Raw genomic sequence first — 16865 nt, forward strand, 5'->3', positions numbered from 1 at the left:
GGACGCGGTAGGGGACGGGCCACCGGACAGGGCGAGGACGGTGGCCATGGGAACTCCTGGGGAACTCCTCGGGAAGCAGGGGTTCTTGGCGGTGAAGGGTGGAGGGCGTCGCCGGGCGGAGGTCCGCCCGTCCCGCGTCAGTGCGGGCTGTCCGGCATGCCGTAGGCGTCGGCGATCAGTTCGGTGGAGCGCAGCCGGGCCTGGACGGAGTGACCGACGCTGCCGATCATGAGTTCGTCGGCGCCGGAGTCCCGCTGGACCTGGTTCAGGTGGGCGGTGACCTGCTCGGGGGTGCCGTGCGGGACGTGGGTCAGCCAGCTCTCGACGGCCTGGCGTTCCCGGGCGTCGTAGGTGTAGGCGTCCACTTGCTCGGGGGACGGCAGGAGGTAGGGCTTGCGCTGGAACATGCGGAGCATGGCGTGCGCGAGGGTGCCGGCCTGGCGGCGGGCCTCGCGCTCGTCGTCGGACGCGGCGACGGTGAAGCTGACCAGCGCGTACGGCTCGGCCAGGGCCTGGGACGGAGTGAATTGCTCGCGGTACAGGCGCAGGGCGGCCACGACATCGCGCGGGTTGAAGTGCGCGGCGAAGGCGAACGGCAGGCCGAGCCGGGCGGCGAGCCGCGCCGAGTAGCCGGACGAGCCGAGCAGCCATACCGGCAGGCGGCCGGTGGGCGGGGTGACGCCGTTGAGCCGGTCCTGGGCCGGCCCTGGCACGGCGTATACGCGGTCGGCGTAGGGGTGCTCGGCCGGGAAGTCGTCGGCGAGGAGGTGCAGCAGCTCGGTCACCTGCCGGGGGAAGTCCTCGTCGCTGCTCGCGCCGCGGCGCAGGGCGGCGGCCGTGGCGTGATCGGTGCCCGGGGCGCGGCCGAGGCCCAGGTCGATGCGGCCGGGGGCGAGGGCGCCCAGCATGCCGAACTGTTCGGCGACGACCAGTGGCGGATGGTTGGGCAGCATGATCCCGCCCGCGCCGAGCCGCAGTCTGCTGGTCTCCGCGGTGAGCCGGGCCAGCAGGACGGGCGGGCTGGAGGTGGAGACGCCGGGCATGGCGTGGTGCTCGTTCATCCAGTAGCGGGTGAAGCCGCGCCGGTCGGCGAGCCGGGCGAGTTCGATGCTGCCGGCCAGCGCCTGCGCGGCTGTCTGGCCGGTGCCCGTCATGGCGGAGTCCAGTACGGACAGGGCGGCGGGGGCGGAGCCGTGGCGGGTGCCGCGGATCGGGTCGGTCATGGTGGTGCGGTCCTTCGGTGGTACGGGAGGCAAGGGTGGGGCGGGGCCGGGCGCCGGCCGACAGTCGCGGCGGGTCTCTGCCGGCCGGCACCCGGCCATGTCCGGTGTGCGGGCCCGGTGTACGTGCCCGGCGTACGTGGGGTCAGCCGCGGACGCCGAAGTCGACGCGTTCGGTGAGACCGGCGGCGGCGAAGGCGGCGACGAGCTCGTCGCGGCCCTCGGTGAAGTGGGCCCAGCTGTCGTAGTGGACGGGGACCACGCGGCCGGCGTCGAGGATCTTCGTGGCCTGGGCGGCCTGGGCGCTGTCCAGGACGATCAGCCCGCCGTCGAAGACCCCGGAGAAGCGGGGCGCTCCGGCGAAGAGCAGGGCCGTGTCCACCGGGGCGAAACGCCCGGCGATCTCCCTGACCGCGTCGAGTGAGGCGTTGTCGCCGCTGACGTAGACCGTGGGCAGGCCCTCGCCGGTCAGGACGAACCCGACGACCTCGCCGCAGATCGGCTCGACCTCTTCGCGCGGACCGGGGCCGTGAATGGCGGGCACGCCGGTCACGGTGACCGTGCCGGGGCCGCCGTCCCTGCGCTCCAGTTCGACCGACTGCCAGTCGGCGAGGCCGGTGGCCGCCTCCCCGAGGCGCTCCCCACCGCCGGGGGTGGTGAGCGTCAGCGGGACGTCGGCGAGCAGGGCCCGGCCTGAGGTGTCGAGGTTGTCGGCGTGCTCGTCGTGCGAGAGCAGGACCACGTCGACACGGCCGAGATCGGCCGGGCTGCCGTCGGCCGCCGCCGTCTTGGTCAGCACGACGGCCGGTGCCTGGTGGTCGCCGGGGCCGTCGAAGGTCGGGTCGGTGAGAAAGCGCAGGCCGCCGTACTCGAACAGAGCGGTCGGGCCACCGAAGACCCGGACGGGGAACGGGCTGCTCTGCGGGGTCGGAGAAGACACGAAAGGATTTCCTCACGGATAGATAGCTTGTTAACCGTGAGTCGACTGTAGGCATGTCTCACGGATGAAAGCAACCCGTACCATGAGGAGGGTGGAAGAGTCCGTGATGGAAGAAGCAGCCCTGCCCTCGGCGCCGGGCGAGGCGGAGCACCCCGCCCTGGCCCTGGCCAACAGCGCCGTCGCCCTGCCCGGCGGGCACACGGCCGACCTCCTGAGCAGCCCGGCGCGGGCCGAGCAGTGGCTGGCGCGGCGCGAGCTCGCCCCCGCCGACGCCGGTCTGGCGGAGGTGTGCGCGACGCAACTGCGCGCGCTGCGCGAACAGGTCAGGTCACTGCTGGCCTCCCGCGCCGCCGGCCTGCCCGCCCTGCCCGCCGCCGTCAAGGCGATCAACGACGCGATGACCCGCGTCCCCACCGCGTCCCTGCTGCTGTGGGACGAGAAGACCGGCCCCTACCGCGCCGCACCCCACCCCACCACCGCGATCGTCGAGCACGCCCTGGCAGTCATCGCCGCCGACACCGCCGACCTGCTCACCTCCCCCGACGCCGCCCGCCTGACCGCCTGCGCCTCCCCGCCCTGCAACCGCTTCCTGCTCAAACACGGCCGCCGCCAGTGGTGCTCCACCCGCTGCGGCGACCGCGCCCGCGCCGCCCGCGCCTACGCCCGCCGCACCGCGACGGACTGACGCCGCCGCATCGCCGTCCCGGGGCACCGCACCATCCAGGCCGACGGAACACCGCACCGCCCGAGACGGCGGACGCACCGCACCGCCCGAGACGGCGGACGCACCGCACCGCCCGGAACGGCGGACGCACCGCACCCCCAGCGGTCGGCGGACGCACCACCCAACGCCCCCCAACACCACCCGTACGGCCGCGCCCCACCCGGCTCAGCCCGCCGCGCGCGGCCCCCGCGCGCGGCGCACGATGCGAGACAGGGCCGCAGACCGTCGGTCCGTATGGTCTGCGCTCTCGGGAGGACCTGCCATGACCGTCAGTCTGGAGCAGCTGCGCCGCTGCCACATCGCCGTCGATTTGGGGGCCGCGCGCACCCGGGTGTTCGTGAAGGGCGCGGGCCTCGTCGTCGACGAGCCGAGCGCCGCCGCCGTGAACACCCGCACGGGCGCGCTCATCGCGGTCGGCCAGTTCGCCGAGCAGATGACGGGCCGCACCCCGGGATACATTCGCGTGGTCCGCCCCGTCTCCGGCGGCACCGTCGTCGACATCGAGATGGCCCAGCGGATGCTGCGCCACCTCCTCGGCGAGAAGCTCCGCCGCGCCCTGCGCCGCAAACCGCGGCTGCGCGCCGCCGCCTGCACCCCGCACGACGCGGACCCGCTCGCGCAGCGCGCCGCCATCGAGACGATGGTCGGGCTCGGCGCCCGCCGGGTCGAGCTGGTGGACACCCTCATCGCGGCGGCCGTCGGCTGCGGGCTGCCGGTGGAGCGCCCCGAGGCGACGATGATCCTGGTCTGCGGCGCCGCCACCACCCAGGTCGCGGTCCTCTCCATGGGTTCGATCGTGACGGCCGAACGGATCCCCGTGGGCGGCGAGGCCATCGACCACGCGATCGTCCAGCACCTGCGCCACCAGCACGAACTGATGCTGCCCTCGCAGTCCGTACGCCCCCTCCAGCTCGCCCTGAGCGGCAACGGCCTCACCCCGCACGGCCCGGAGTCCACGGAGATCCACGGCAGGGACGTCGCGACGGGCCTCGCCCGCTCGGTCCACGTCGACACCGCCGCCGTACGCGAAGCGATCCACACCCCGCTCACCGCCGTGCTCGACGGCATCGGCAAGGTGCTGCGGGACTGCCCGCCGGACCTGGTCGCCGACCTCGCGGACCGCGGGATCATGATGGTCGGCGGCAGCGCGCGGCTCCCCGGGCTCGACCAGATGCTGCGGGACGCGACCGGAATGCCCGTACAAATCGCGGAACGGCCGGACGTGTGCGCCGTGCTGGGCCTCGGTGCCATGCTGGAGGGCAAGACCCAGCCGCTGGCCCTGGACCCGTTGTCCGCCTGACCGGCGCGCTACCCCGAGCCGGCGACACGGAGCGCGTGACCGAGATGCCCGACGGAGCGGAGGCGCCGCTGCCGCCGATGCCACTGCTGGAGGCCGTCCTCAGCGTCGGCACGGATCTCGGCCTGCACGCCACGCTCCAGCACATCGTGGACAGCGCGGCCCGGCTGACCGGGGCGGAGTACGGCACACTCGACGTCGGCGGTGCCGATGCCGGTGCCGGAGTGTCCGCACACGAAGGCCCCGCCGAGGTGTTCGTGGCGGGCGGCCCCGGCCGGGGCCCCGCCGAGGAGGCGGGCGGCGACGTCATCCGCGTACCGATCCCCGTCCAGGACGAGGCGTTCGGTGACCTCCTGCTCGCGAAGAAGACGCGGGGGCCGTTCACCGACGAGGACCGGCAGCTCCTGAAGGTCCTGGCGAGCCAGGCGGGCATCGCGATCGGCAACGCCCGTCTGTTCGAGGCGGCCCGGCAGCGGGAGCGCTGGATCGAGGGCGCGGCGGCGGTCACCACGGCCCTGCTCACCGGCGAGGCGGCGGCCGACGCGCTGATGACGGTCGCCGACCGGGCACGGATCCTCGCGGGCGCGGCGGCGGGCGTGATCCTGCAGCCCACGGAGGCGGGCGGCATGCGGATCGTCGCCGCCTCCACGGACGGCGAGCCCCATGGCTGGGGCGCCTCGGCGGGCGACCGCCCCGCGGGCACCGGGCCCGTCACGGCAGCCACGACGCCCCAGCCGGACCGGGCGGACCAGCCGGACCGGGCGAACCGGGCGGACCGAGCGGACCGGACGGAGAAGACCCCGCCGCCCGACACCGACACCTCCCCCGGCACAGGACCCCCCAGCCCGAGCCCCGGCCCCACGCCCTCACCGCCCACCTACGACGACCTCATCGGCACCACCATCGAACCCGGCAGCGCGGTCCTCACCCAACTGCTCGGCGGCGAACCGGTGTTCATCGAGGACTCCGCGACCGACCCCCGGATGACGACCCACGTACGCGTCCGTTTCGGCCCCAGCATGATGCTGCCGCTCCAGGCCGGCGGCCGGCTCATCGGGACGCTCGCGCTGCCCCGCAGACGGGGCGCCCCCGCCTACACCGCCGCCGAGCGGCTGCTCGCCACCCAGTTCGCCTCGCAGGCCGCCCTCGCGCTGGTCCTCGCCGACGCCCAGCAGAGCAGGGAGCGCCTCGCGGTCTTCGAGGACCGCGACCGCATCGCCCGCGACCTGCACGACCTCGTCGTCCAGCGTCTCTTCGCGACCGGGATGATGCTGGAGTCGACCCGCCGCAAGGCCCGGTCGTCGAAGGTCGAGTCCACCCTCGACCAGGCCGTCGACGAGCTGGAGTCCACCATCCAGGAGGTCCGCACGGCCATCTTCGCCCTCCAGCAGCCGCCCGCCGACGCCCCGGCCACCTTCCGCGGCAAGGTCCTGCGCGAGACGGCGGGCGCCGCCGCGCTCCTCGGCGTCCAGCCCTCGGTGCACTTCGCCGGCGCGGTCGACACCCGGATCGCGGACCCGGCGGGGAGCCATCTCCTCGCCGCCCTGCGCCGCGCCCTGGCCGCCGTGTCGCGCCGTACCGGCGTCACCCGGGTCGACGTGGCGGTCGACGCGCGGGCCACGCTCCCCGACGGCCGCGAAGGCGTACGTCTGACGGTGTACGACGACGGGGCCACGGACGGCGTGGAGGCGGGCACGACGGTCACCTGGCAGGCACCGCTGTAGAGGGGTCGGCGGCGCGGCGGGTCAGAGCGCGACCACCGTCACCTCCGTGGCCTTCACGCTGGTCCACACCTCGGCGCCGTCCACGAGCCCCAGTTCGGCCGCCGCCTGCGGGGTGATCTCGGCGACCAGGTCGGGCGCCTGCCCCGAGACGATCAGGACCCGCAGCCTGCTCCCGGCGGCCGTGATCTCCCGCACCGTCCCGCGCCATACGTTGCGCGGGCTCCCCTCGGGCCGGCCGCGGTGCACCGAGACGGCCTCCGGCGCGATGACGGCGAGCGCCCGCGTGCCCTCGGCCGGCGGGTCGGCGACGACCAGCCGCCCCTCCCCCGCCAGCACGAGCGTGCCGTCCGCGGCGGCCGTGCCCGGCCAGGCGTTGCGGCCGAGCATCCGCGCCACCCAGGGCGAGCGCGGGTGCCGGGTGACTTCGGCGGGCGGCGCGTCCTGCAACGTACGCCCGTCGTCGAGTACGAGGACCCGGTCGGCCAGCGACACCGCCTCGACGGGGTCGTGCGTGACGACGAGGCAGACCCCGCCGAAGCCGTCGAGGTGACGCCGCAGGGTGTGCCGGACGTGGGCGCGGGTGGTCTGGTCGAGGGCGGCGAGCGGTTCGTCCAGGAGCAGCAGCCGGGGCCGGGCGGCGAGCGCCCGCGCGAGGGCGACCCGCTGGGCCTGCCCGCCGGACAACTGCGCGGGCCTGCGGTGCGCGAGGTGGCCGACGCCGAGCCGGTCCAGCCAGGCCTGCGCCTCACGGCGGGCCCGCGCGCGCCGGACGCCCTGCGCGCGCAGCCCGTAGGCGGTGTTGCCGAGCGCGCTCAGATGCGGGAAGAGCGCCCCTTCCTGGGGCACCCAGGCGACTCCTCGGCGGTGCGGCGGCAGCGCGGTGACGTCGCGTTCGCCGAGCCGCAGCCGGGCGTGGGCGCGGGGCGTCAGGCCGAGGAGGGCGCGCAGCAGGGTGGTCTTGCCCGCGCCGTTGGGCCCGACGACGGCGATGGTGGTGCCGGGTTCCGCGTCGAGTGTCTGCTGGTTGGCGCCGGTGACGTCGGCGTGCAGACCCCATTTCTCCTGCGGTCCCACGGCTTCGACGAGCGGCTCGGGCCCGTCCTCCGCCCCGTCCTCCGCCAGCGGGCCGTCCCCCGGTGCGGCCGGTGCGGCGGTCCTCATGGTCGCTCCGGCCGACCACCGCCCCCGCAGCCCGATCAGCACGGCCATGGCGATGGCGAGCAGCAGCAGCGACAGGGAGGTCGCGGCCTCCGGGGAGTCCTGGAGCAGCAGGTACACCTGGAGCGGCAGGGTCTGCGTGGTGCCGGGGAGGTTGCCCGCGAAGGTGATCGTCGCGCCGAACTCGCCGAGCGCCCGCGCCCAGGTCAGCGCGGCCCCGGCGACCAGCCCGGGGGCGACCATCGGCAGCGTGACGGTGAAGAACACCCGTACGGGAGAGGCTCCCAGGGAGGCCGCCGTCTCCTCGAAGCCGGGCCGCAGCCCGCCGAGCGCGCCCTCCAGGCTGATCACGAGGAACGGCATCGACACGAACGTCGCCGCGACCACCGCGCCGGAGGTGTGGAACGGCAGCACGATCCCGAACGTGTTCTCCAGCCACGGCCCGAGCAGCCCGCGCCGCCCGAAGCCGAGCAGCAGCGCGACACCGCCGACGGTCGGCGGCAGCACCATCGGCAGCAGCACGAGGGACCGTACGAAGCCCTTCCCGGGGAAGTCCACGCGCGCCAGCAGCCAGGCCAGCGGCACCCCGAGCAGCAGGGAGAACCCGAGCGCCCAGAAGGACACCAGCATCGACAGCTTCAGGGCCTCGGTGACGCCGGGCGCGGAGAGGTGGTCGGCCAGCTCGCCCCACTCGGTGCGTACGAGGATGCCGATGAGCGGCATCAACAGGAACGCGACCGCCAGGAGCGCGGGCAGCGCGAGGGCGAGGGGCGTCCGGGGACGCCCCGGCGCGCGGGGACGGAGGCGGCTCATCGGCGGTCCTGGGATCGGTGGTCTGACGCGAAACGTGCGACCGGGCGCCCGCTGCGGGGAGGCGTCGGGCGCCCGGAAGTCGAGGTGCCGGCGGCGAAGGTCCGCAAGCCGGTCTACCGGAAGCGGAGGCCCCGCTACGGCTTCTGGAAGCCCGCGTCCCGCAGGATCTTCTGCGCCTCGGGGCCGCTGAGCCACTTCACGAACGCGGCGGCGGCAGCGCCGTTCTCGGAGCTCTTGAGGGTCGCGGCGGGGTAGGACGCCACGGCGTTCTGCGCGTCCGGGATCTCGACGGCGTCGACCTTGCCGGGCGCGGTGGCGGCGTCCGTCCGGTAGACGATCCCGGCGTCGGCCTCGCCGAGTTCGACCTTGCTCTGCACGGAGCGGACGTTGGCCTCCTTCGACACGGGCTTCACCTCGACGCCCTGCCGGTCAAGGACCTCCTTGCTGTAGCGCCCGACCGGCACGGTGTCGTCCGCGAGTACGACCTTCAGGCCGCGGTCCGCGAGGTCCTTCAGCCCCTTGATCCGGTCCGGGTTGCCCTCACGCGTGGCGATCACGAGCCGGTTCTTGGCGATCACGGTGGGCGCGCCGGTCTCCGCCTTGAGCCCGTCCATGGTCTTGGTGTCGGCCGTGACCAGCACATCGGCGGGCGAGCCCTGCTTGACCTGCGCGGCGAGCTCCTGCGAACCGGCCGCGGAGACCGTGAGGTCCGTGCCCGGGTGCTCCTTCTCGTACGCCTTCTCGGCGGTGGCGAAGACATCGGTGAGGGAGGAGGCGGCGAGGACGGTGAGACGGACGTTCTCGCCGCCGGCCCCCCCGCCCTTCTTGCCCGCGCTGTCGTCGTCATCGCCGCAGGCGGCGGCGAGCGGAACGAGCAGCGCGACGGTCGCGGCAGCGGCGGCGGCACGGCGCGCGGCGAGGGACTTCGGGTGGCACGGGGACATGGCTGGGGCTCCTGGCTCAGGCACGGTCGATCGGCTCAGGCACGGTCGATGTGCACGCTGGTGGACTTGACCCGGGCGGTGGCCTGCACCCCGACCTCCAGGCCGAGTTCCTCCACCGCCTCACGGGTCAGCAGGGAGACCAGGCGGTGCGGGCCCGCCTGGATCTCCACCTGGGCGGCGACGTCACCGAGCTTCACGGCGGTGACGATGCCGGGGAAGGCGTTGCGGGCGGAGGTGTACGGGACGTCGTCCTCGGCCGCGCCACCGCCCTGCGCGACCTCGATGGAGAAGGCGGCCAGGTCACGGCCGTCGATGAGCCGCCGCCCGCCTTCGTCGCGGTGCGTGGCGACCCGGCCGGCGTCCGCCCAGCGGCGGGCGGTGTCGGGACTGACCCCGAGCAGACGCGCGGCCTGCCCGATCGTGTAGGACTGCATGTGCGACAAGATAGGCCCGATCGGCTCGCATCTGAAATATTTGATCGGATTCTCCATGGCAGCTGCGCTCGCCCCTGGAGGAAGCCCCAAAGGGCCGGACGCGCTCCCCGGGCCAGGCACCGCGGGCCGCCAGGCATACCTCGGCCCAGTCGGCCAACTCGCCCCCGCATGGCACTCTTCGGCAGGCACAAGCGCGAGAGCGAGCACGACGACCACCAGGACAGGCCCCACGCCCCCAGGAGCGAGCACGGCCCGGCCCCCGAGGTCGAGGAGGCGGCCCCCGACGAACCCACCGACCTGCCCGCCCGCTCCTGGTGGTCGGTGCTGCGCCGCACCGGCCAGGAGTTCATGGACGACGACCTGCCGGACCGTGCCGCCGCCCTGACCTACTACGGCGTCCTGTCGCTCTTCCCCGCGCTGCTCGTCCTGGTCTCGGTCCTCGGCGTGATCGGGAAGAAGGCCACCGACTCCGTGCTGAACAACCTGGACAAGCTGGCCCCGGGTCCGGTGCGCGACCTGTTGAGCGACGCCGTACGCCAGTTGGAGGGCAGCGGCGGCACCAGCGGCGTGGTGGCGATCGCGGGCCTGGTCCTCGCCATGTGGTCCGCGTCCGGTTACGTGGGGGCCTTCATCCGCGCCTCCAACGCCGTCTACGACCTGCCCGAGGGCCGCCCGGTGTGGAAGCTGACACCGCTGCGGATCGCGCTGACCGTGGCCCTGATGATCCTGCTCGCCATCAGCGCGCTGCTCGTGGTCTTCACGGGACCGCTCGCCGAGCGCGCGGGCGACGCCGTCGGCGTGGGCGACGCGGCGGTCACCGCCTGGTCCATCGCGAAGTGGCCGGTGCTGCTGATCATCGTCATGATGATGATCGCCCTGCTGTTCTGGCGCGCCCCCAACGTCCGTGGCCCCGGCTTCCGCTGGCTGAGCCCCGGCAGCGTGCTCGCCGTACTCCTGTGGCTGCTGGCCTCCGGCGGCTTCGCGCTCTACGTCGCGAATTTCGCCTCGTACAACAAGACGTACGGCACCCTGGCCGGTGTCGTCATCTTCCTGGTCTGGCTGTGGCTGTCGAATCTCGCCATCCTGCTCGGCCTGGAATTCGACGCCGAACTGGCCCGCCAGCGCGCGATCAGCGGCGGCATGCCCGCCGAGGAGGAGCCGTACGTGGAACCCCGCGACACCCGCACCTGGCCCCGCCGCCGCGACTCCCGTCCCGACCCGGCACCCTGACGCGGCACTCGACCCGGCACGCCTTGGTCCGGACGTGCGAAAGGGGCCGGCGCGTCAGCGCGGCGGCCCCTGTTCCACCGTCTTCACGGGTAGAAACGGTTCTGCTGGGAGAACCCTGTGTGGGGCGGGTGGGACTCGAACCCACGGCCGACGGATTATGAGTCCGCTGCTCTAACCGGCTGAGCTACCGCCCCTAACGGCGCGTCGCGCACATTTGTGCGCGCCGTCTGCCGCAGCATAGCCGCTCATACGATCTCCTGCTTCGGATGGTCGGCAACGCTCGACCATGATGACCGCAGGGCAGCCGTCGTGGTTCCACGGGGTACGGAAAAGACCCCTGAGAGGCTCCTCAGGGGTCCTTCCGTACAGCTCTCCCGACTGGACTCGAACCAGTAACCTGCCGGTTAACAGCCGGCTGCTCTGCCAATTGAGCTACAGGAGACCGAGCTCCCCCGACTGGACTCGAACCAGTAACCTGCCGGTTAACAGCCGGCTGCTCTGCCAATTGAGCTACAGGGGATCGTCTCGTTTGCATCGAACGCACCTACCTGGGAACTCTCCGGGCGGCGGTCGCTCGCTGCGACACATACATTAGCGCAAGCAGGGGGGTGCTCCGCCAATCGGTATCCCCTCGGCCGATCAGCAGACGAGCGACAGACGAGTGACAGCCGCGTGACAGAACGCGCGACTGACGTGCGAGAGACGTGCGACGCCGACGCAAGGAAAGGGTGGCAGCCATGCGGTACCGGCTCACATTCGTGGCGGGACTGGCCCTCGGGTACGTGCTCGGGACCCGGGCCGGACGCGAGCGTTACGAGCAGTTGAGGAAGTCCGCCCGCGAGATCGCGCAGAACCCGGCCGTGCGCAACACCGTCGAGTCCGCGAGCCAGCAGGGGCGCGAGGTGGCGGGCAAGGCCTTCCACTCGGTCTCCGAGAAGATGGGCGACCGGATGCCCGACTCGGTCGCCGACCGGGTGCGGTCGCTGCGCGAGCGGGGACAGGGCTCCGGCGAGGACGACTGGGGCACGAGCAACACCTAGCGGCACGCGGGCCCGTGCCGCCGGTGGCCCTGTGCCGCCGGGGGTACGGGACACCTGGTGCGGTGCGGCAGAATTCCTGGCATGGGGATAGTCGCAGGGTTGGACAGTTCGCCCGATTTCACGCGCATTGTGGTCTGTGACACGGACACCGGCGCCGTACTCAAGCAGGGTTACGCCCCGCATCCGCCGCAGAGCGCGGAGGGGGGCGGCCGGCCCTCCGACGTCGATCCGCAGGCCTGGCTGCTCTCCCTCGGCGAGGCGGCGGGCGGCGGGCTGCTCGAAGGCGTGCAGGCCATCGGCGTCTCCGCCCAGCAGAACGCGCTGGTGCCGCTGGACAGCCATGGCAACACGGTGCGGCCCGCGCTCGTCGGCAACGACCGGCGTGCGCAGGTGGCCGCCGTTGATCTGATCGACGCCCTCGGCGGCCGCGAGGCGTGGGCGCAGGCCGTGGGGTGTGTGCCGCAGGCCGCGCAGCCCGTGACGAAGCTGCGCTGGCTGGCCAGGACCGAGCCGGAGGCGGCGCGGCACGTGGCCGCCCTCATGCAGGCCCCCGACTGGCTGGTGTGGCAGCTCCTTGGCCGCCCCGCGCGGCGTACGACCGACCGCGGCGGGGCCTCCGGCACCGGCTACTGGTCGGCGGCGACGGGCGCGTACCGCCCCGACCTCGTCGAGCTGGCGCTCGGGCACCAGGCGATGCTGCCCGAGGTCATCGGTCCCGCCGAGCCCGCGGGGACGACGCCCGAGGGGCTGCTGATCTCGGCCGGCACCGGCGAGACGATGGCGGCCGCCTTCGGGCTCGGGGTCCAGCAGGGCGACGCCGTGGTGTCGCTCGGGGCCTCGGGGTCGGTGATGGCCGTGCACCACGAGGCGCTGGTCGACGCGCGCGGGATGATCACCTCGCTCGCGGACGCCACCGGGATGCAGCTGCCGGTGGTGCACACCATGAATGCGGTGCGGGTGCTGCGCGGCACCGCCGAGATGCTGGGCGTCGCGGATCTGGAGGAGCTGTCCGCGCTCGCCATGAAGTCGACGCCGGGTGCGCACGGCCTCGCCTTCCTCCCCTATCTGGAGGGGGAGAAGACGCCGAACCTGCCGCATGCCGCAGGGACGTTGACCGGGCTGCGGCGCGAGTCGATGAAGCCCGAGCATCTGGCGCGGGCCGCGTTCGAGGGCATGCTCTGCGGGCTCGGGGACGCGCTCGACGTGCTGCGCGTGCGCGGGGTGGACGTGCGGCGGGTGTTCCTGCTGGGCGCCGCCGCCGAGCTGCCCGCCGTGCAGGCGGCGGCGCCGATGCTCTTCGGCACGCAGGTCGTGGTGCCGCAGCCCGCGGACTACGCCGCGATCGGCGCCGCGCGCCAGGCCGCGTGGGCGCTGACGGGGCAACTCCCGCTCTGGCAGGGGGCGGCGGCGCAGATCTTCGAACCGGGCGAGGAGCTCGCGGTGGGCCAGGCGGTGCGTCAGCAGTACTCGACGGTCCGGGAGCAGTCGCACCCCGGCGCGTTCTCCTGACCCACCGGCGGGAGCACCGCCCGGTCCTTGTGTGACCCCAGTTCTTTACCGGGGCTTATTTTTGACCCGGTCATGGGTTAATCGGTTGCCGCCCGAGGGGTCGGGTGCCGCAGGATGGGGGGCGACCTCGCCGAACTCGCCGCCATTCGACCCCTTTCGAGAGACCGAGCGTGCTCATACGACTCCTGCGGACGCACCTGCGCCCGTACAAGAAACCGATCGCCCTGCTGGTGCTGTTGCAGTTCCTCCAGACCTGCGCCGCGCTCTATCTGCCCACCCTGAACGCCGACATCATCGACAACGGTGTCGTCGAGGGGGACACGGGTTACATCCTCACCTTCGGTGGCGTCATGATCGCCGTCACCATCGTGCAGATGGTCTGCAACATCGGCGCCGTCTTCTACGGCGCACGCACCGCCTCCGCCCTCGGGCGCGACGTCCGGGCCGCCGTCTTCGACCGCGTGCAGTCCTTCTCCGCGCGCGAGATGGGCCAGTTCGGCGCCCCCTCGCTGATCACGCGGACCACCAACGACGTCCAGCAGGTGCAGATGCTGGTCCTGATGTCGTTCACGCTGATGGTCACCGCGCCCATCATGTGCGTCGGCGGCATCGTGATGGCGCTCGGCCAGGACATCCCCCTCTCCGGGGTGCTGGTCGCCGTCGTACCCGTCCTCGGGATCAGCGTCAGCCTCATCGTGCGGCGCCTGCGTCCGCTGTTCCGCACCATGCAGGTGCGGCTCGACACGGTGAACCGCGTGCTGCGTGAGCAGATCACCGGCAACCGCGTCATCCGCGCCTTCGTCCGGGACACCTACGAGAAGGAGCGCTTCCGCGGGGCCAACGCCGACCTGACCGACGTCTCGCTCGGCAGCGGCAGGCTGCTCGCGCTGATGTTCCCGATCGTCATGACCGTCGTGAACATCTCGTCGGTCGCCGTCGTCTGGTTCGGCGCGCGGCGCATCGACGGCGGCGACATGAAGATCGGCGCGCTCACCGCGTTCCTCGCCTATCTCATGCAGATCGTGATGTCGGTGATGATGGCCACCTTCATGTTCATGATGGTGCCCCGCGCGGAGGTCTGTGCCGAGCGCATCGAGGAGGTCCTGGACACCGAGTCCAGCGTGGTGCCCCCGGCCGAACCGGTGCGCGAGCTGCGCAGCCACGGCCACCTGGAGATCCGGGGCGCGGGCTTCCGCTACCCCGGCGCCGAGGAGCCCGTCCTGAAGGCCATCGACCTTCTCGCCCGCCCCGGTGAGACGACCGCCGTGATCGGCTCGACGGGCAGCGGCAAGTCGACGCTGCTCGGCCTCGTGCCTCGGCTGATCGACGCGACCGAGGGGCAGGTCCTGGTCGGCGGCGTGGACGTGACCACCGTCGAGCCCGCGCTGCTCGCGCGGACCGTGAGCCTGGTCCCGCAGAAGCCGTACCTCTTCGCGGGCACGGTCGCGACCAACCTGCGGTACGGCAATCCGGACGCGACGGACGAGGAACTCTGGCACGCCCTGGAGGTCGCCCAGGCCAAGGAGTTCGTGGCGGGCCTGGCGGAGGGGCTCGACGCGCCGATCTCGCAGGGCGGCACCAACGTCTCCGGCGGCCAGCGCCAGCGCCTGTCCATCGCGCGCACGCTGGTGCAGCGCCCGGAGATCTACCTCTTCGACGACTCGTTCTCCGCGCTCGACTACGCCACCGACGCGGCACTGCGCGGCGCGCTGTCCCGGGAAACCGCCGAGGCGACCGTCGTCATCGTCGCGCAGCGCGTCTCGACCATCAGGGACGCCGACCGCATCGTGGTCCTCGACGAGGGCCGGGTCGTGGGCAGCGGCCGCCATCACGAGCTGATGGAGAGCAATGAGACCTACCGGGAGATCGTGCTCTCCCAGCTGACGGAAGCGGAGGCCGCGTAATGCCCCCTGGCATGGGTGGACCGATGATGGGCCCCGACTCCCGGTCGATGGACTTCAAGGGCTCAGGCAAGCGGCTGCTCGCGCAGTTCAGGCCGGAGCGCACCACGATGTACGGGATGATCGCGGCCGGAATCCTGAGCGTCGCGCTCTCCGTCCTCGGCCCGAAGATCCTCGGCAGGGCGACCGACCTGATCTTCGCGGGGATCATCGGCCGTGACATGCCCGCGGACCTGACGAAGGAACAGGTGATCGAGGGCCTGCGCGACAAGGGCGACGGCGGCATGGCCGACATGCTCACCGGCGTCGACTTCACGCCGGGCGAGGGCATCGACTTCGGCGCGATGGGCGAGGTCCTGCTGCTCGCGCTCGGCACGTTCCTCGCGGCCGGCCTGCTGCTGACCGTGGCGACCCGGCTCTCCAACCTCGCCATCAACCGGACCGTCTTCCGGTTGCGTGGCGACGTACAGGAGAAGCTGTCGCGGCTGCCGCTGTCGTACTTCGACAAGCGGCAGCGCGGCGAGGTGCTGAGCCGTGCCACGAACGACATCGACAACATCAACCAGACGCTCCAGCAGACGATGGGCCAGCTCATCAACTCGCTGCTGACGATCATCGGCGTGCTGGTCATGATGTTCTGGGTGTCGCCGCTGCTCGCGCTGGTGGCGCTGGTCACCGTGCCGCTGTCGTTCTTCGTGGCGATGAAGGTCGGCAAGCGATCGCAGCCGCAGTTCGTGCAGCAGTGGAAGAGCACCGGCAAGCTGAACGCGCACATCGAGGAGATGTACACCGGGCACGCCCTGGTGAAGGTGTTCGGCCGGCAGGAGGAGTCGGCGAAGGCGTTCGCCGAGCAGAACGACCAGTTGTACGAGGCCGGGTTCAGGGCCCAGTTCATCAGCGGCGCCATGCAGCCGCTGATGTTCTTCATCTCGAACCTGAACTATGTCCTTGTGGCCGTGGTGGGCGGGCTGCGGGTCGCGTCGGGCTCGCTGTCCATCGGTGACGTGCAGGCCTTCATCCAGTACTCGCGGCAGTTCTCGATGCCGCTCACGCAGGTCGCCTCGATGGCGAACCTCGTGCAGTCGGGCGTCGCGTCCGCCGAGCGGGTCTTCGAGATCCTCGACGCCGAGGAGCAGGAGGCCGACCCGGTGCCGGGCGAGCGTCCCGCGAAGCTCAGCGGGCGGGTCGAGATGGAGCACGTCTCCTTCCGCTACGCCAAGGACAAGCCGCTCATCGAGGACCTGTCCCTGGTCGTGGAACCCGGCCACACCGTCGCCATCGTCGGGCCGACCGGCGCGGGCAAGACGACGCTGGTCAACCTGCTCATGCGGTTCTACGAGGTGACGGGCGGGCGCATCACGCTGGACGGCGTCGACATCGCCGGCATGTCGCGGGACGAGCTGCGGGCCGGGATCGGCATGGTCCTCCAGGACACCTGGCTCTTCGGCGGCACCATCGCGGAGAACATCGCGTACGGCGCGGCGAAGGAGGTCACGCGCGACGAGGTCGAGGAGGCGGCGCGCGCGGCCCACGCGGACCGTTTCGTGCGTACCCTGCCCGACGGATACGACACGGTGATCGACGACGACGGCACGGGCGTGAGCGCGGGCGAGAAGCAACTCATCACCATCGCGCGGGCGTTCCTTTCCGATCCGGTGATCCTGGTGCTCGACGAGGCGACGAGTTCGGTCGACACCCGCACCGAGGTGCTCATCCAGAAGGCGATGGCGCGGCTCGCGCACGGGCGCACGTCCTTCGTCATCGCGCACCGGCTCTCCACGATCCGGGACGCGGACACGATCCTGGTCATGGAGGACGGGGCGATCGTGGAGCAGGGGACGCATGATGCCTTGCTGGCGGCCGGTGGGGCGTACGCGCGACTCTATGCGGCGCAGTTCGCGGAGGCGGTGGCCGAGGTCGACTAGGGGCGT

13 protein-coding genes and 3 tRNA genes are annotated in these 16865 nt (G+C 72.5%); 8 read left to right on the forward strand and 8 right to left on the reverse strand.

Going from position 1 to position 16865, the window contains the following annotated elements:
• Positions 1–137: 137 nt before the first annotated feature.
• Both ACF062_RS03675 and ACF062_RS03680 read right to left on the reverse strand, forming a co-directional pair.
• Positions 138–1223 (reverse strand): LLM class flavin-dependent oxidoreductase, encoded by a 1086-nt coding sequence (locus ACF062_RS03675; protein WP_392135180.1) that lies wholly within the window; start codon positions 1221–1223, stop codon positions 138–140.
• Positions 1224–1365: 142 nt separating this feature from the next.
• Positions 1366–2160, reverse strand: a complete 795-nt coding sequence (locus ACF062_RS03680; RefSeq protein WP_392135182.1) for an MBL fold metallo-hydrolase — start codon at positions 2158–2160, stop codon at positions 1366–1368.
• A gap of 82 nt (positions 2161–2242) precedes the next feature.
• Here ACF062_RS03680 and ACF062_RS03685 point away from each other — a divergent pair, with 82 nt between their 5' ends.
• The 3 genes from ACF062_RS03685 (at position 2243) to ACF062_RS03695 (ending at position 5905) form a co-directional block, all read left to right on the forward strand.
• Entirely contained in the window at positions 2243–2845 is a 603-nt protein-coding gene (locus ACF062_RS03685; RefSeq protein ID WP_392135185.1) for a CGNR zinc finger domain-containing protein, read from the forward strand.
• Between the two features lie 301 nt (positions 2846–3146).
• On the forward strand, positions 3147–4184 hold the full coding sequence (locus ACF062_RS03690) for a rod shape-determining protein (protein WP_392135188.1): 1038 nt from the start codon (positions 3147–3149) through the stop codon (positions 4182–4184).
• Positions 4185–4228: 44 nt separating this feature from the next.
• Complete coding sequence (locus ACF062_RS03695) at positions 4229–5905, forward strand: GAF domain-containing protein (protein WP_392136507.1); 1677 nt, start codon at positions 4229–4231, stop codon at positions 5903–5905.
• A gap of 21 nt (positions 5906–5926) precedes the next feature.
• Here the strand turns inward: ACF062_RS03695 and ACF062_RS03700 are convergent, their stop codons facing one another.
• The 3 genes from ACF062_RS03700 to ACF062_RS03710 form a co-directional block, all read right to left on the reverse strand.
• A complete protein-coding gene (locus ACF062_RS03700; RefSeq protein WP_392135190.1) occupies positions 5927–7876 on the reverse strand; it encodes an ABC transporter permease in 1950 nt (649 codons plus the stop codon).
• A 134-nt stretch (positions 7877–8010) separates the two neighbouring features.
• A complete protein-coding gene (modA, locus tag ACF062_RS03705; RefSeq protein WP_392135193.1) occupies positions 8011–8820 on the reverse strand; it encodes a molybdate ABC transporter substrate-binding protein in 810 nt (269 codons plus the stop codon).
• Positions 8821–8855: 35 nt separating this feature from the next.
• Positions 8856–9254, reverse strand: coding sequence for a helix-turn-helix transcriptional regulator (locus ACF062_RS03710; protein ID WP_356573492.1), 399 nt, complete (start codon positions 9252–9254; stop codon positions 8856–8858).
• Between the two features lie 168 nt (positions 9255–9422).
• On the opposite strand from ACF062_RS03710, the gene ACF062_RS03715 reads away from it, so the two are divergent.
• Positions 9423–10484, forward strand: a complete 1062-nt coding sequence (locus ACF062_RS03715; protein WP_392135196.1) for a YihY/virulence factor BrkB family protein — start codon at positions 9423–9425, stop codon at positions 10482–10484.
• Positions 10485–10604: 120 nt separating this feature from the next.
• Here ACF062_RS03715 and ACF062_RS03720 read toward each other — a convergent pair.
• From ACF062_RS03720 to ACF062_RS03730, 3 genes are all read right to left on the reverse strand, one after another.
• Positions 10605–10678 (reverse strand) — tRNA-Ile (locus ACF062_RS03720).
• Between the two features lie 175 nt (positions 10679–10853).
• Positions 10854–10926, reverse strand: a tRNA-Asn gene (locus ACF062_RS03725).
• 5 nt (positions 10927–10931) lie between these two features.
• Positions 10932–11004 (reverse strand) — tRNA-Asn (locus ACF062_RS03730).
• 217 nt (positions 11005–11221) lie between these two features.
• Between ACF062_RS03730 and ACF062_RS03735 the strand changes: the two genes are divergently transcribed.
• From ACF062_RS03735 to ACF062_RS03750, 4 genes are all read left to right on the forward strand, one after another.
• Positions 11222–11524 carry a YtxH domain-containing protein gene (locus ACF062_RS03735; protein WP_223779025.1) on the forward strand — a complete coding sequence of 101 codons (303 nt, stop codon included), beginning with the start codon at positions 11222–11224 and terminating at the stop codon, positions 11522–11524.
• Positions 11525–11605: 81 nt separating this feature from the next.
• Positions 11606–13033, forward strand: a complete 1428-nt coding sequence (locus ACF062_RS03740; RefSeq protein ID WP_392135198.1) for an FGGY family carbohydrate kinase — start codon at positions 11606–11608, stop codon at positions 13031–13033.
• A gap of 170 nt (positions 13034–13203) precedes the next feature.
• Entirely contained in the window at positions 13204–14937 is a 1734-nt protein-coding gene (locus ACF062_RS03745) for an ABC transporter ATP-binding protein (protein ID WP_392135201.1), read from the forward strand.
• An 11-nt stretch (positions 14938–14948) separates the two neighbouring features.
• Entirely contained in the window at positions 14949–16859 is a 1911-nt protein-coding gene (locus tag ACF062_RS03750) for an ABC transporter ATP-binding protein (protein WP_392135204.1), read from the forward strand.
• Positions 16860–16865 lie beyond the last annotated feature (6 nt).

The sequence above is a fragment of the Streptomyces sp. NPDC015345 genome (assembly GCF_043078805.1).
In the GTDB taxonomy this organism is placed as follows: Bacteria; Actinomycetota; Actinomycetes; order Streptomycetales; family Streptomycetaceae; genus Streptomyces.